This is a genomic window from Marinobacter sp. ANT_B65, from assembly GCF_002407605.1.
GTDB lineage: Bacteria > Pseudomonadota > Gammaproteobacteria > Pseudomonadales > Oleiphilaceae > Marinobacter.
In genome coordinates this window covers 1,064,511-1,078,157 of record NZ_NXGV01000001.1, presented here as the reverse complement: position 1 = coordinate 1,078,157, position 13,647 = coordinate 1,064,511, and the positions used below count along the sequence as shown (strand labels likewise).

Sequence of the window (13,647 nt, the reverse complement as noted above, 5' to 3'; positions counted from 1 at the left end):
CAGTAAATGGTTCCTTCAGAAAACTGCTCAACTCCACCACTTATTACACCGGACATTATAAAGAATCTGAACTGGATCTGAAAATCCTTTGTAACAAATCCACAACTGCCTGTGTCTACATGTTACCGGCAGCAGCAAACCTTTAACTGCGGCCAACCATCAAAACCACAAAAGGAATATAACCATGAACAAGTTCACCCTGATTCTGGCCGTTGTTGTACTGGCGTTCTCCACCACAACCGCATTTGCCATGGACGGACAGGCCGATCGTACTAATGAAGCAGGGAGTTACCCTGCAAAAACAGCTGACACCCCAGCGGATGTGAGGGGCTCAGCCCAGTAATCCAGCCCGCTGTTGAAACACCAGTAAATGCCCTGCTGGCATCACCAGACAGAATCCTGCAGGCTACAAGTAGCCGGAGGTGACCGGCAAGGGCAACTTTCCTGATCGTAAATACCGACTATAACGAATGAGGGCTTCCAATGACCTGCACCCTGTCCGGCGAAAGAAAAGCAACGATGATCGCAGCCCTTGCCGGCGGCTGGGTTGCAGATGCAGCCAGTCTCGGTTTGCACTGGCTATACGACAGCCGGCGCATCCATGAAGTTGGCGGCGCGTCACCGGAATTTCTGACACCTAAGGCCGACTATTTCAAAGGCGGATTCGGCTACTTCGCACATGAAGGCAAAAAGTCTGGTGATATCAGCCACTATGGTGCAGCCACAGGGGTGCTCACCGACAGCCTGCTGGCTCATAACGGCACTCTGGATATCCGCGATTACCAGCAGCGCTTTCAGGCGTTTTTCGGGCCCGGTGGCCGCTGGCAGGGCTATATCGACAAACCCACCCGGGGCACACTGGACAACCTGGGCACCATCAAACAGAAAGATATCGACCATAGCCAACTGGCAGAAAGTGGCGCCGACGATATGCAACTGCCGGCAATATCCAAACTACCGCCACTGGTGGCGAGCTATTACGGCAGTAACAACCTGCTGAAGGTGACAGAAGCAGCTGTCCGGGTAACCAATCACAACGACGAAGCCGTGGCCTGGGCAAAGTGCACAGCGCGCCTTCTGGATCAACTATACCGGGGCAACCCAATGCCAGCAGCTCTGGACGCTGGTACAGCTGAAGCACCGGCCCGGAATAACCTCACCGAAGCCCGCACCGGCACGGTTCTGGATGCCCCCGGCGCAGGCGACACCTTCGGCCGCACCTGTAATCTGGGTGAGGCTATGCCAGTGATTTTTCATATTCTGAGCCATGCCAGCAGCTACACGGAAGCCGTTCGCACGAATATTCAATGCGGGGGCGATTCCTGTGGAAGGGCCTGGGTCATCGGGCCGGCCATGGCGGCACTTTACGGCGTCGGAGGTGAGCGCGGCATTCCTTTGAGCTGGCTGGCACGACTTAGGGATGCCCCTGCAATCATCACCAATATTGAATCAATCGCTGAAAACATATGAGGGACGATAAGAACCCAAAAGTCCGGCGAATCCGTTTTCCTGATAGAATTGGCTGCTCAAACGATCCGTTCAAACAAAGCGTTGTTCAGGCCACAGGCGTTCCTGTGTGATGAAACCAGATACGGATCCAGATTTGGGTGCTGCAACCTGTAGCACTGTTTTAGTTCCGGGATCCGAAAACAGGCACGACTGAGCAACAAATGATCAAAGACATATCTTCCGAATACATGGGCAATCTCTCCGCAACACCCGGGGAATCCGGCGCTGAACCATCCAGGCGTTTCTGCGTTGCGCCGATGATGGATTGGACAACACCACAATACCGCTATCTCGCCCGCCTGCTTAGCCGGCACACCCTGCTCTATACCGAAATGGTCACCACAGGTGCTCTGATCCACGGCGATACCGGGCGTTTTTTGCACCACCACCCTGCCGAATACCCGCTGGCACTCCAGCTTGGCGGCAGTGACTCAGGTGAACTGGCCCATTGCGCCAGACTGGCTGAGCAGTTTGGCTTCAGTGAGGTAAATCTTAACGTTGGTTGCCCCAGCGACCGGGTTCAGAACAATATGATTGGCGCTTGTCTTATGGCGTATCCAGATAAAGTGGCAGAGGGGGTGCGCGCAATGATTGACGCCACCAGCCTTCCGGTCACGGTTAAGCACCGTATCGGCATCAATGGCAGGGAGTCCTGGGAAGATCTTTGCGAGTTCATTGAAAAAGTCAGTACTGCAGGCTGTCGTACGTTTATTGTGCACGCACGTATCGCCATTCTTGAAGGCCTGAGTCCTAAGGAAAACCGGGATGTACCTCCGTTAAAATACGATTGGGTGTACCGGCTGAAACAGAAATACCCCCATCTTGAAATTATTATCAACGGTGGCATCAAAACCTTCACTGAGTGCCATGAGCACCTTGAACACACAGATGGCGTAATGCTGGGCCGCGAGGCCTATCACAATCCCTGGCTTCTGGCTGGAGTTGATCCAGAGTTCTTTGGTACCAGAGCTCCTGTTGCTTCCCGCCACGAGGCACTCCAGGCCATGTATCCGTTTATACAGAGTGAGCTTGAACGCGGCGTGTTCCTCAACAATATATCCAGGCATGTACTGGGGCTTTTCCACGGCGTCCCCGGTGGCCGCCAGTTCCGTCGCTATATCAGTGAAAACGCTCACAAATCCGGTGCCGGCCTGGAAGTTATTCAGACGGCACTGGAAAAGGTCCATGAGACTGAACACTCTGTGGGAACGGATGCAACCGCTAACGCCTGACCCGGGCCTTAACACACCATTGCCAGAACCTTACTTATTGCTGTCTTGTTCCTGTCTTTGTAGCCCGTTATTGTAGAAGTACAACCCGCATCCTGGATCTGGATGTGCTGATAAAAATATCAACCCGGACGACATTACGAATGGCCAACAAGCTCGACCAATTGAAAACCATGACCACTGTAGTGGCGGATACTGGCGATATTGACGCGATTGCTCAGTGGCGCCCGCAAGATGCAACAACAAACCCCTCGCTCTTGCTGAAAGCTGCCGCATCCGATGCCTACCGCCCTATGCTGGATAAAGCTGTCTCGATTGCGCGCAAGCAAGGCGGCTCTGATGCCGAACAGTTAACCCTGGCAACCGATATGCTGGCAGTGCTGGCGGGCAAAGAGATACTTGGCCTGATACCCGGTGTGGTTTCGACAGAGGTTGATGCGCGGCTGTCATTTGATACCGAAGCCACACTCAAGCGCGCTCGCCGCATTGTGGAACTCTATGACCAGCAGGGTGTGGATACCCACCGGGTTCTGATAAAAATTGCTTCAACCTGGGAAGGCATCCGTGCCGCAGAGATACTTGAGCAGGAAGGCATCCGCTGCAATCTCACGCTTCTGTTCTCATTTGTACAGGCTGCTGCCTGCGCCCAGGCTGGCGCCTTCCTGATTTCACCTTTCGTAGGTCGCATACTGGACTGGCACCTTGCCAGTAGCGGACGGGATCATTTCCCGGCCGATGAGGACCCCGGCGTACTCTCGGTAGCCCGGATATACAACTACTACAAGGCTAATGGTTTCAGTACGGTTGTAATGGGTGCCAGCTTCCGCAATACAGGGGAAATCGAAATGCTGGCCGGCTGCGACCGGCTCACTATCAGCCCTGCATTATTGCAGGAACTGAAAGACGATAATGGCACTCTGGAACAAAAGCTCTCGCCGGCCGGAGCCAGCTCATCGGATGGGTTCGGAATTCTGGATGAGAAGCGCTTTCGCTGGGAGTCCAACGAAGATGCCATGGCCACGGAAAAGCTGGCAGACGGCATTCGCCGCTTCACTGCAGACCAGATTGAACTGGAAAATCAGGTCCGGCAACTGGCTGACAAGGCAACCTGAGGGTCACCGTGCTTTCAACGCACTCTCAATACACATTCACTACATCCAAATGATTGTGACAGACTATGATTGAAAGCCTGAAAAAACTGTTTAGCGCACCGGAAACGGCGCATCATAAACCCGATGCTCACCAACTTGCGATCGCCGCAACAGCGTTAATGGTTCAGCTTTCAAGAGTTGACCACGACGAGGACGAGCGAGAGCTGCAGGTTATCGTGGACTGTGCAATCAAAGCCCATCAGGTAACACGGGAAGAGGCTGAAGCTATTCTCGCTGACGCTCTGGCGCAGGCGGAGGATGCCACCTCTCTGTACGAATTTACCGGGCAGATCAATGAGCACCTGGATCAGGAAGGCAAACAGTCCCTGCTGGAAAGCATCTGGCATGTTGCCCTGGCAGATGACCGTATCGATAAATACGAAGAACATCTTATTCGCCGTATGGCAGACCTGCTGCATCTTAACCATCGGGAGTTCATACAGGCACGACACAAGGCAGAGAGCGCACGCTCCTAGCCCGCATATGACAAAGGAGTTCGCATGCTAGCTATCCTCCACCCCAACACCCCTATGGACAGTGAAGCCTACCGCCAGACGATGCACTTTCTGGAGAACCTGCCAGGTGTATCAGTTCGGGTCCATGAGATTCAGGGCGTAAGCCAGAGGCTGACAGAGATCTACCTGCTCGGCGACACCAAGCCGCTCGACAAGGAAGAGATCGAAGCCCTGCCAGCTGTTGAACGCGCCATCCGGATATCCGATGACTACCGGATTCTGGGGCGTCACAAAGATGATAAGCGCCAGACAGGTTTCCAGTATAACGGCGTGGATTTTAACCAGTCCAACCTCAACATTTTTGCCGGGCTATGTGCTGTGGATGTTCCAGAGCATGTCGAAATGATGTTGAAAGCCCTTGAGGATAACGGCCAGGTCTGTACCCGCATGGGCGCCTACAAGCCTCGCACCAATCCTTACTCCTTCCAGGGGCATGGTAAAGGTTGCCTGCCATGGGTATTTGAAAAAGCCGGGAAACACGGCATCAAAGTAGTTGCCATGGAAATTACCCATGAAAGCCATATTGAGGAAATCGATACCTGCCTCGAAAAGCTTGGGCGGCCAACTGGCGTCATGCTTCAGGTAGGCACCCGGAATACCCAGAATTTTGAGTTACTGAAAGCAATCGGCCGGCAAAGCACTTATCCGGTTCTGCTCAAGCGAGGGTTCGGTATTACCTTGAACGAATCCCTCAATGCAGCGGAATACCTGGCCAGTGAAGGCAATGCAAATGTGATTTTCTGCCTGCGAGGAATGAAAACCGAAGCGGGTCAGCCTCACCGCAACATGGTGGACTTCGCTCATGTTCCGGCCGTTAAAAGGCTGACACGCATGCCTGTCTGTGTCGATCCGTCTCACTCTGTAGGGACCCGGGAGAAGTCGCCGGACGGCATTCTGGATGTGATGCACGCCACGGCACAAGGCGTGATTGCAGGGGCAAACATGGTTCTGGTGGACTTCCACCCCAAGCCGGAAAAAGCACTTGTAGACGGGCCTCAGGCACTGCTTATGAACGAACTGCCGGCTTACCTTGAAGATATACAGCTTTGCCACGATACCTGGATAAAACGCCAGGCCATTTACCAGCGTCTGAAAGGTGAAACAGCGGAATGATCGTCTACGGACACCGGGGGGCTAAAGGTGAAGCTCCGGAAAATACATTACCCGGCTTCAGGCACGCCTACCGGCAGGGTGTACGGCATTTTGAGCTGGACCTGGTACTGTCTAAAGACGGTATACCTGTGCTGGTACATGATCTGACGACAGACCGCACCACAGGCCAGAAAGGCAACGTATATCAGTATACGGCAGCAGAGCTTGCCGCCATGGATGCCCGGCGTAACACAACTCCATGGCCGGCAAAAACCGGTATCCCCACGCTGGAAGATTTGCTGGACCAGTTTGATGGTATCGAACACCTCCAACTGGAAGTAAAGAAGGATAATCGCACCAGACTGAATATTTTGTGTAACCGGTTAACGGAAATCATCCAGCACCGGAACCTCTTCCAGACGGCAGTGATTACGTCGACAGACGCGTGGTTTCTGAAAGAAATGCGGAGAAGAAATAAACGTATCCGCACAGGGCTCGTGGCGGAGCGAAGGTTCCCGAGGCCGCTCGGCGTCGCGGTGCGACTGGGCTGTGACTACTTGTGCATCAACTGGAAACTATGTTCACCGGCGCTTGTGGAGAGTGCTCGCAGGAGAGGAATACATGTCTCCTGCTGGACGGTTAATCGCATCCAGGACATGCTTCAGCTTGAAACCATGGGCGTTGACAGTATCATCACAGATTACCCCACAAGCACGCGCATGTTCTTTGACAACCGCGCACGCTCCTGCCTGGCACTGACAGACTGCCAGAACAGCACAGCGGCGGATAAGAATACCCTACCCGCCAACTGACTCTGAACCGGTCAGAAGATCCGGTTCAGACCATTCAACGCAGCTACCCGATAAGCTTCCGCCATGGTCGGGTAGTTAAAGGTTGTGTTGATAAAATAATCCAGAGAGTTAGCTTCACCCTTCTGGTTCATGATCGCCTGGCCAATGTGAACAATCTCGGCTGCCTGGTCCCCGAAACAGTGTATGCCCAGAATCTGCTTGGTTTCACGATGGAACAGGATTTTCAGCATACCAACAGCCTCGCCGGTAATCTGCGCCCGGGCCAGATGCTTGAAAAACGCCTGCCCGACTTCATAGGGCACCTTGGCTTCTGTCAGCTCTCGCTCGGTTTTACCCACCGAGCTGATCTCGGGAATCGTATAGATACCTGTGGGTACATCTGAAACAAACCGGAAGTACTCGTCATCCACAATATCTGACGAAGCAGAACGCCCCTGGTCGTAAGCTGCACTTGCAAGACTTGGCCAGCCAATAACATCACCGGCAGCATAGATGTTCTCGACCTCTGTACGGTAATGCTCATCAACCGCAAGCTGGCCACGACTGTTAGGCGTCAGGCCCACGTTCTCAAGCCCCAGGTTATCGGTATTGCCACTCCGGCCATTACACCAGAGAAATGCATCTGCTCGAATTTTCTTGCCCGACTGCAGCGAAAGAACCACGCCATGATCGTCACCGTCTACCGATTCATACTGCTCATTGTGACGCACCAGCACGCCATTGTTGCGCAGGTGGTAGCTCAGAGCGTCCGATATCTCGTCATCAAGGAATGACAAGAGACGACTACCCGGGTTGATCAGATCTACCTTTACGCCAAGACCCGCAAAGATTGATGCGTATTCTGAACCTATAACTCCGGCACCGTAAATAATGAGCGTGCGCGGTGTGTGAGACAGGTTAAGAATAGTGTCCGAGTTGTAGATTCTGTGATGGCGGAAATCCAGATCTGGCGGCAGATACGGGCGTGAGCCGGTCGCAATCACTACCTGTTTGAAATGCAGTGTCTCGACAGACTTGTTACCACGGACTTCGAGCCGGCTATTATCGAGAAACGAAGCGCGCCCGTTGATTAAATCTACACGATTACGGGAATAGAACTGGGTTCGCAGTTTTACCTGTTTACCAATAACCTTCTGAGCGTTTTGCAGCACCCGGGGAAACGAGAACCAACGGGGCTCTCCTATATCCCGGAACATCTGATTGGTATTGAAGGTTATGATCTGTTTTACAGAGTGACGTAAAGCCTTGGAAGGAATCGTACCCCAATGGGTGCAGTTACCACCCACTGTGGGCTTGTCTTCAACGATAGCAACACGCTTGCCATGCTTCGTCGCATTCATTGCTGCACCTTCACCTGAAGGTCCAGCTCCGATAACGACGATGTCATAATGATGTTCTGCCATGCGCGCGGTGACTCCTTATCTACGTCGTGAAAAAGTAATTATGATTATTTGATCTCAGCCAGCGTTTACTGCTTGCGCTCTGTTCTGGTCGCATCATAGGCCAGTTCTTCGGATGCAACAGCCTCAGAGGCCACACGCTGATTCTCCTCTTCGCACTTCTGGGTGTTGCCACCACATATATCACAAGAAGAGCTGATACCAAGCGCACCGATCCCGCCGCAGGTGCCACTGATCGGCTTGCGGCCAAAAATCACGCCAACAGACATGCCGGCTACGAGTATAACCACTATCAGAAAAACCAGAAGAAAAGTACCCATATTGCCCTCCCCTTACTGAGTAACGTACGACGAAAATGCCGGAGTCTGATGTACCTCAAACCCGTTTTTCGTCCGGATAATAAAATAGGCGGGAATATTCTCCCGCGTTGCGAGCACATTTGCCCGCTCGTAACCCATTACAGTGAAACCAGTCGCCAGCGCGTCAGCTGTCATGCTGTCATCTGCAATAACGGTGACAGAAGCCAGGTGATGTGTGATCGGCTGACCGGTCTCAGGATCTATTGTATGGGAAAAGCGCCGGCCGTCTGATTCGTAATAGTTACGATAGTCCCCTGAGGTTGCCATCGCCCGGGACGGCAGGGAAACAATACGGCTTATAGTATGCTCTGCCCCTTCCACCGGCTGTTCAATAGCAAGCCGCCATACGCTGCCGTCGGGTTTTTGCCCATGAGTACGTATCTCCCCGCCTATTTCGACAAGATAAGCCCCAACGCCCACACTGTCGAGATAACGGGCAACAACATCTACACCGTAACCTTTTGCGATAGCTGAAAGATCTATGTACTGGGGTATCGCAGCCTTTACCGCAGGTGGATCCGCCCGAAACGCCAGTTGCTCGTAACCGGTAGCAGCCAAAACGCGCTCCAGCTCTTCTTTCGAAGGAACCTTTTCGGGCCTCGCTTCCGGTCCGAAGCCCCAGAGATTGACCACCGGCCCGATGGTTACGTCGAAGGCTCCGTCGGTAAACCGTGAGATCTCGTCGGCCTTGGCCAGCACTTCAAAAAGGCCTTCCGACACCGGAATCCAGTCTGACTGATCTTTGCTGCGATTCAGTTTCGACAGTTCCGAGTCCTCTCTCCATGTCGACATGGAGGCATCGACCCCTTCAAGTGCCTCATCAATGCCTTTTGCAAGAACCTCAAGCTTCTCGTGATCCTCCGGCAAGACAACACTTATATGATAGGTAGTACCAAATACCGGACCTGAGATTTCCCAGACCTTTTCTTCTGACTGAAACGAGCAACCCGCCAGGGCCGCCAGCGCCAGCATCACAAAGATGCTGGCAAAGGCCGCCCTGACGGGTTGAAGCATGCGGAATGTCATCTGAAAGGTTTAACCTCCGAAGTCATCCAGCATGATGTTTTCGTCCTCAACACCCATATCCTTCAGCATCTTGATTACAGACGCATTCATGATAGGAGGCCCGCACATGTAGAACTCACAGTCTTCAGGAGCAGGATGATCCTTCAGGTAGTTCTCGTAGAGTACGTTATGGATAAAGCCCGTAGGGCCTTCCCAGTTGTCCTCAGGTTGCGCGTCAGACAGGGCAACGTGCCATTCGAAATTTTCATTCTCCCTGGCAAGCATGTCGAAATCTTCCACGTAGAACATCTCGCGGACACTTCGGGCACCATACCAGAAGCTGATTTTACGCTTGGAGTTCAGACGTTTCAGCTGATCAAAGATATGGGAGCGCATGGGAGCCATACCGGCACCACCACCAATGAACACCATTTCCGCCTCGGTTTTCTTGGCAAAAAACTCACCGAACGGCCCCATAACCGTAACCTTGTCACCAGGCTTCAGGTTGAACACGTAGCTGGACATAATGCCCGGCAGGTGATCAGTACCCGGAGGTGGCGTAGCGATACGGATATTGAACTTGAGAAGACCCCTCTCTTCCGGATAGTTCGCCATTGAGTAGGCACGGATGGTGTCTTCTTTATTGATTGCCTTGTAGCGCCAGATATCAAGCTTGTCCCAGTCGCCGCGAAACTCCTCTTCGATATCAAAATCCTTGAAGTCGATTTCGTAAGGAGGACACTCCAGCTGAACATAACCACCAGCCCGGAAATCCACTTCCTCACCTTCCGGAAGCTTCAACACAAGTTCTTTGATGAAAGTGGCTACGTTGTGGTTGGAGATAACCTCACACTCCCACTTCTTCACACCGAAGAACTCTTCAGGCACTTCAATTTTCATGTCTTGCTTGACTGGAACCTGGCAGGACAGACGCCAGCCTTCCTTCTCTTCACGATTTGTGAAGTGAGTCTTTTCTGTGGCCAGCATCGCACCGCCACCTTCAAGCACTTTACACTTGCACTGAGCGCAGGTGCCGCCACCGCCACAGGCTGACGACAGGAAAATACCACTTCCTGCCAGGGTGCCCAGAAGCTTGCCACCGGCTTCCGTTTTCACGGTATGTTCCGGATCGTCATTGATTTCGATGGTCACATCACCGGTGCTTACCAGTTTGGATCTTGCCGCGAGGATGATCGCCACAAGCGCCAGAACGATAACGGTGAACATGACCACGCCGAGTATTATTTCTGTATACATGGTCTCGCCTTTTCGTTAAACCGAATCACCGGATGGGTTACAGGGAAATCCCCGAGAAGGACATAAAGCCAAGGGACATCAGACCAACAGTGATGAAGGTGATACCCAGGCCACGAAGCCCTTCAGGAACATCGCTATACTTCAGCTTTTCACGGATACCGGCCAGAGCAACAATGGCCAGGGCCCAGCCCACACCGGCTCCAAAGCCATAAACCACACTTTCACTGAAGGTGTAGTCACGCTCCACCATGAAAAGTGCAGCCCCCATAATGGCGCAGTTCACCGTAATCAACGGCAGGAACACGCCCAACGCGGAATAAAGTGCCGGAATATATTTATCCAGAATCATTTCCATGATCTGGACAATAGCCGCGATAACACCGATATAAGTAATCAATCCGAGGAAACTCAGATCAACATCAGGCAAACCCGCCCATGCCAGCGCGCCTTCACGCAGGATGTTGTTGTAGATCAGGTTATTGACTGGCACCGTTAGTGTAAGTACAACAACGACAGCAATACCCAGACCCGTAGCAGCTTCTATCTTCTTGGAAATCGCCAGAAACGTGCACATACCCAGGAAGAACGCGAGCGCCATGTTCTCAATGAAAATAGCTTTGAGAAGCAGGCTGATATAATGCTCCATCAGAAAGCCTCCTTATGGGTGTGGCGGGACATCTTGTAATCCGCTTCCTCTACCTGCTCCGGCATCCAGGTACGCAGTCCCCAGATAGCCAGGCCAATGATAAAGAAGGCACTCGGTGGCAGCAGCAACAGGCCGTTGGTGATGTACCAGCCACCTTCGTTGACTGGTGACAACAGAGTGACACCAAACAATGAACCTGCACCCAGAAGCTCACGGAAGAAGGCTACGAACAGCAGCATAACCGAATAGCCCATACCGTTACCGATGCCATCCAGGAAACTCAGCCAGGGGCCGTTCTTCATGGCGAAGCCTTCGGCACGCCCCATAACAATACAGTTGGTAATGATCAGGCCAACAAATACAGAAAGCTGCTTGCTGATCTCATAGGCATAAGCCTTGAGTATCTGATCAACCACAATTACCAGGGAGGCAATAATGGTCATCTGTACGATGATCCGGATACTCCCCGGAATCTGGGTACGAACCAGTGATACAGCCAGGTTGGAAAACGCGGTAACAGCGATAACCGACAGACACATAACGATGGTGACGTTCATGCTGGTGGTTACTGCAAGCGCTGAACAGATACCGAGGATCTGCAGCCCGATCGGGTTGTTACTGAAAATCGGTTCAAAAAGAACCTGTTTGGCAGTTACTTCGGCCATGATCAGACCTCCCCTTCACGAAGTTTCTTGAGGAACGGTGCGTAACCCCGGTCACCCATCCAGTAATTAACCAGCTGCTGAACGCCTCGACTGGTCAGGGTTGCACCAGAAAGCGCATCAACCTTGTGCTCTTTGTCCGCAGTGTTGGCACCAACACCACCTTTAATCAGACGGATCTGAGGCTCGGTTTTGTCATCACCGTATAGTTCCTTGCCAACCCACTGGGATTTCCAGCGCGGGTTATCGACTTCACCACCAAGACCCGGTGTTTCCGCATGCGCATAGAAACCCAGACCTTCAATCGTGTTGAGGTCACCTTCAAGAGACATAAATCCATAAAGCGTGGACCAAAGTCCGTACCCATGAATCGGCAAAACCACGCGTTTCAGGTTCCCGTTTTCGCTCAGGGTGTAAACCTTGGCAACATTGGGGCGACGCTTGATTCCGGCCTTGTCTTCCGAGGCAGGTATATTAGTGGACATTTCTGGGTCTGAAGCAGCTTTGTACATATCGTACTTCATGGGATCCTGCACGTTTACCGAAGACGGCTCCACAAAGTCGCCGGTTTCCAGATCCACAAGGCGCACTTCAAACTGCGAAAAAACCTGCTCAATTTCATCAGCACCCGCACCCTGAGGCAGCATTCCAGCCGCAGACAGAATGTTGGTTTTGATATCCAGGTTCTGGTTCTTGATCTGCGCCGGGCGGAGCACCACTGCTGCGGTAGAAACCACAACGGAAAATACAATACTCAACACCAAAGCAACGATCAGCGTTCTGGAGACTGTTTCTTTACCGTTAGCCACGAGCGAGCCTCCTTTTAACGTTTGCCTGAACCACGTAATGATCCATAAGCGGAGCAAAGAGGTTAGCAAATAGAATTGCCAGCATAATACCTTCCGGGAAAGCCGGGTTAATAACCCGGATCAGGATAGTCATCACGCCAACCAGAATGCCGAAACACCAACGACCGGTGTTGGTCATGGCCGCAGACACAGGGTCAGTCGCCATAAACATCATGCCGAATGCAAAACCACCCATAACCAGGTGCCAGTGCGCCGGAACTGCAAACATCGGGTTGGTTTCAGAACCGACAACATTCAGCAGAACAGACATACCGATCATGCCGATCATGACACCGCCCACAATCCGGTAGCTGGCGATGCGCATACCAACCAGTACGAGGCCACCAATAAGCACGGCCAGCGTCGAAGTTTCGCCCATGGAGCCCTGAATGGAGCCCACGAATGCGTTCATCCAGCCGATATTGCTTTCAAGCGCATCCAGACCACCGCTTGCTGCCCAGCTCAGGGCCGTTGCTCCACTGAAGCCATCAACTGCAGTCCATACCGTATCGCCAGAGATCTGCGCAGGGTAAGCAAAGTACAGGAACGCACGACCAGTCAGCGCCGGGTTCAGGAAGTTCTTACCGGTTCCACCGAAGACTTCCTTGCCGATCACTACGCCAAAGGTAATGCCCAGAGCTACCTGCCACAGAGGGATTGTCGGAGGACAGATCAGTGCAAACAGGATTGAGGTTACAAAGAAGCCCTCATTTACCTCGTGGCGACGCACGGTGGCAAACAGCACTTCCCAGAAACCACCAACCACAAAGGTGACGGCATAAACGGGAATAAAATACGCCATCCCGTATACAAAATTATCCCAGACACCAGCACCAGCCCCGGTAACAGCAAGAGCCTGTATAAAGGCTGCGCGCAGTCCACCGTCAGCAATCAATGCATCCGGGTTTGACGCCAGAAAACTGTTAGCCTGGAAACCGATATTCCACATACCAAAGAACATTGCCGGGAAGGTACACATCCAGACCGTGATCATGATGCGTTTGAGATCAACGCCATCACGCACGTGTGAGGTTGTGGAGGTTACCGAACTGGGCGTGTAGAAAATGGTGTCGGCAGCTTCGTACAGCGCATACCAGCGCTCATACTTGCCGCCTTTTTCAAAATGATGCTCGATTCCATCGAGAAACTGCCTGATTGCCAT

General features: G+C 52.6%; 15 protein-coding genes. 7 read left to right on the top strand and 8 right to left on the bottom strand.

Features of this window, described 5'->3' with window-relative positions; all coding sequences use genetic code 11:
- Positions 1–184: 184 nt before the first annotated feature.
- The 7 genes from CPA50_RS19420 (at position 185) to CPA50_RS05050 (ending at position 6,308) form a co-directional block, all read left to right on the top strand.
- Positions 185–343 carry a hypothetical protein gene (locus tag CPA50_RS19420; RefSeq protein WP_179397152.1) on the top strand — a complete coding sequence of 53 codons (159 nt, stop codon included), beginning with the start codon at positions 185–187 and terminating at the stop codon, positions 341–343.
- Positions 344–483: 140 nt separating this feature from the next.
- Complete coding sequence (locus tag CPA50_RS05075) at positions 484–1,470, top strand: ADP-ribosylglycohydrolase family protein (RefSeq protein ID WP_096781361.1); 987 nt, start codon at positions 484–486, stop codon at positions 1,468–1,470.
- A 227-nt stretch (positions 1,471–1,697) separates the two neighbouring features.
- Positions 1,698–2,741: a tRNA dihydrouridine(20/20a) synthase DusA gene (gene dusA / locus CPA50_RS05070; RefSeq protein ID WP_096782336.1), complete on the top strand. Its 1,044-nt coding sequence runs from the start codon at positions 1,698–1,700 to the stop codon at positions 2,739–2,741.
- Between the two features lie 140 nt (positions 2,742–2,881).
- On the top strand, positions 2,882–3,850 hold the full coding sequence (gene tal, locus CPA50_RS05065) for a transaldolase (protein WP_096781360.1): 969 nt from the start codon (positions 2,882–2,884) through the stop codon (positions 3,848–3,850).
- 65 nt (positions 3,851–3,915) lie between these two features.
- On the top strand, positions 3,916–4,365 hold the full coding sequence (locus tag CPA50_RS05060) for a TerB family tellurite resistance protein (RefSeq protein WP_096781359.1): 450 nt from the start codon (positions 3,916–3,918) through the stop codon (positions 4,363–4,365).
- A gap of 24 nt (positions 4,366–4,389) precedes the next feature.
- Positions 4,390–5,517: a 3-deoxy-7-phosphoheptulonate synthase gene (locus CPA50_RS05055; protein ID WP_096781358.1), complete on the top strand. Its 1,128-nt coding sequence runs from the start codon at positions 4,390–4,392 to the stop codon at positions 5,515–5,517.
- On the top strand, positions 5,514–6,308 hold the full coding sequence (locus tag CPA50_RS05050) for a glycerophosphodiester phosphodiesterase (protein WP_096781357.1): 795 nt from the start codon (positions 5,514–5,516) through the stop codon (positions 6,306–6,308). Before CPA50_RS05055 ends, CPA50_RS05050 begins: the two co-directional genes overlap by 4 nt.
- Positions 6,309–6,319: 11 nt before the next feature.
- On the opposite strand, the gene sthA is transcribed toward CPA50_RS05050, so the two are convergent.
- The 8 genes from sthA to CPA50_RS05010 all read right to left on the bottom strand — a co-directional run bounded on the left by sthA (position 6,320) and on the right by CPA50_RS05010 (position 13,647).
- Positions 6,320–7,711, bottom strand: coding sequence for a Si-specific NAD(P)(+) transhydrogenase (gene sthA, locus CPA50_RS05045; protein ID WP_096781356.1), 1,392 nt, complete (start codon positions 7,709–7,711; stop codon positions 6,320–6,322).
- 65 nt (positions 7,712–7,776) lie between these two features.
- Positions 7,777–8,028, bottom strand: a complete 252-nt coding sequence (gene nqrM / locus CPA50_RS05040; protein ID WP_096781355.1) for a (Na+)-NQR maturation NqrM — start codon at positions 8,026–8,028, stop codon at positions 7,777–7,779.
- 12 nt (positions 8,029–8,040) lie between these two features.
- A complete protein-coding gene (locus CPA50_RS05035) occupies positions 8,041–9,093 on the bottom strand; it encodes an FAD:protein FMN transferase (protein ID WP_096781354.1) in 1,053 nt (350 codons plus the stop codon).
- Positions 9,094–9,102: 9 nt separating this feature from the next.
- On the bottom strand, positions 9,103–10,329 hold the full coding sequence (gene nqrF / locus CPA50_RS05030) for an NADH:ubiquinone reductase (Na(+)-transporting) subunit F (protein ID WP_096781353.1): 1,227 nt from the start codon (positions 10,327–10,329) through the stop codon (positions 9,103–9,105).
- 37 nt (positions 10,330–10,366) lie between these two features.
- The gene (gene nqrE, locus CPA50_RS05025) at positions 10,367–10,975 is read right to left on the bottom strand and encodes an NADH:ubiquinone reductase (Na(+)-transporting) subunit E (protein WP_096781352.1); all 609 of its coding nucleotides are present in this window, start codon (positions 10,973–10,975) and stop codon (positions 10,367–10,369) included.
- Positions 10,975–11,640, bottom strand: a complete 666-nt coding sequence (locus tag CPA50_RS05020; RefSeq protein WP_096781351.1) for an NADH:ubiquinone reductase (Na(+)-transporting) subunit D — start codon at positions 11,638–11,640, stop codon at positions 10,975–10,977. The genes nqrE and CPA50_RS05020 overlap by 1 nt, the downstream gene beginning before the upstream one ends.
- 2 nt (positions 11,641–11,642) lie before the next feature.
- A complete protein-coding gene (locus tag CPA50_RS05015; RefSeq protein WP_096781350.1) occupies positions 11,643–12,446 on the bottom strand; it encodes a Na(+)-translocating NADH-quinone reductase subunit C in 804 nt (267 codons plus the stop codon).
- Positions 12,439–13,647 (bottom strand): NADH:ubiquinone reductase (Na(+)-transporting) subunit B, encoded by a 1,209-nt coding sequence (locus tag CPA50_RS05010; protein WP_096781349.1) that lies wholly within the window; start codon positions 13,645–13,647, stop codon positions 12,439–12,441. Before CPA50_RS05010 ends, CPA50_RS05015 begins: the two co-directional genes overlap by 8 nt.

Bases quoted from the DNA above. Each gene is read 5' to 3' on its own strand.
- CPA50_RS05050 (WP_096781357.1), top strand. From the start codon at position 5,514: ATGATCGTCTACGGACACCGGGGGGCTAAAGGTGAAGCTCCGGAAAAT.
- CPA50_RS05060 (WP_096781359.1), top strand. From the start codon at position 3,916: ATGATTGAAAGCCTGAAAAAACTGTTTAGCGCACCGGAAACGGCGCAT.
- tal (WP_096781360.1), top strand. From the start codon at position 2,882: ATGGCCAACAAGCTCGACCAATTGAAAACCATGACCACTGTAGTGGCG.
- CPA50_RS05055 (WP_096781358.1), top strand. From the start codon at position 4,390: ATGCTAGCTATCCTCCACCCCAACACCCCTATGGACAGTGAAGCCTAC.
- nqrM (WP_096781355.1), bottom strand. From the start codon at position 8,028: ATGGGTACTTTTCTTCTGGTTTTTCTGATAGTGGTTATACTCGTAGCC.
- sthA (WP_096781356.1), bottom strand. From the start codon at position 7,711: ATGGCAGAACATCATTATGACATCGTCGTTATCGGAGCTGGACCTTCA.
- CPA50_RS05075 (WP_096781361.1), top strand. From the start codon at position 484: ATGACCTGCACCCTGTCCGGCGAAAGAAAAGCAACGATGATCGCAGCC.
- CPA50_RS19420 (WP_179397152.1), top strand. From the start codon at position 185: ATGAACAAGTTCACCCTGATTCTGGCCGTTGTTGTACTGGCGTTCTCC.
- nqrF (WP_096781353.1), bottom strand. From the start codon at position 10,329: ATGTATACAGAAATAATACTCGGCGTGGTCATGTTCACCGTTATCGTT.
- CPA50_RS05035 (WP_096781354.1), bottom strand. From the start codon at position 9,093: ATGACATTCCGCATGCTTCAACCCGTCAGGGCGGCCTTTGCCAGCATC.
- dusA (WP_096782336.1), top strand. From the start codon at position 1,698: ATGGGCAATCTCTCCGCAACACCCGGGGAATCCGGCGCTGAACCATCC.
- nqrE (WP_096781352.1), bottom strand. From the start codon at position 10,975: ATGGAGCATTATATCAGCCTGCTTCTCAAAGCTATTTTCATTGAGAAC.
- CPA50_RS05020 (WP_096781351.1), bottom strand. From the start codon at position 11,640: ATGGCCGAAGTAACTGCCAAACAGGTTCTTTTTGAACCGATTTTCAGT.
- CPA50_RS05010 (WP_096781349.1), bottom strand. From the start codon at position 13,647: ATGGCAATCAGGCAGTTTCTCGATGGAATCGAGCATCATTTTGAAAAA.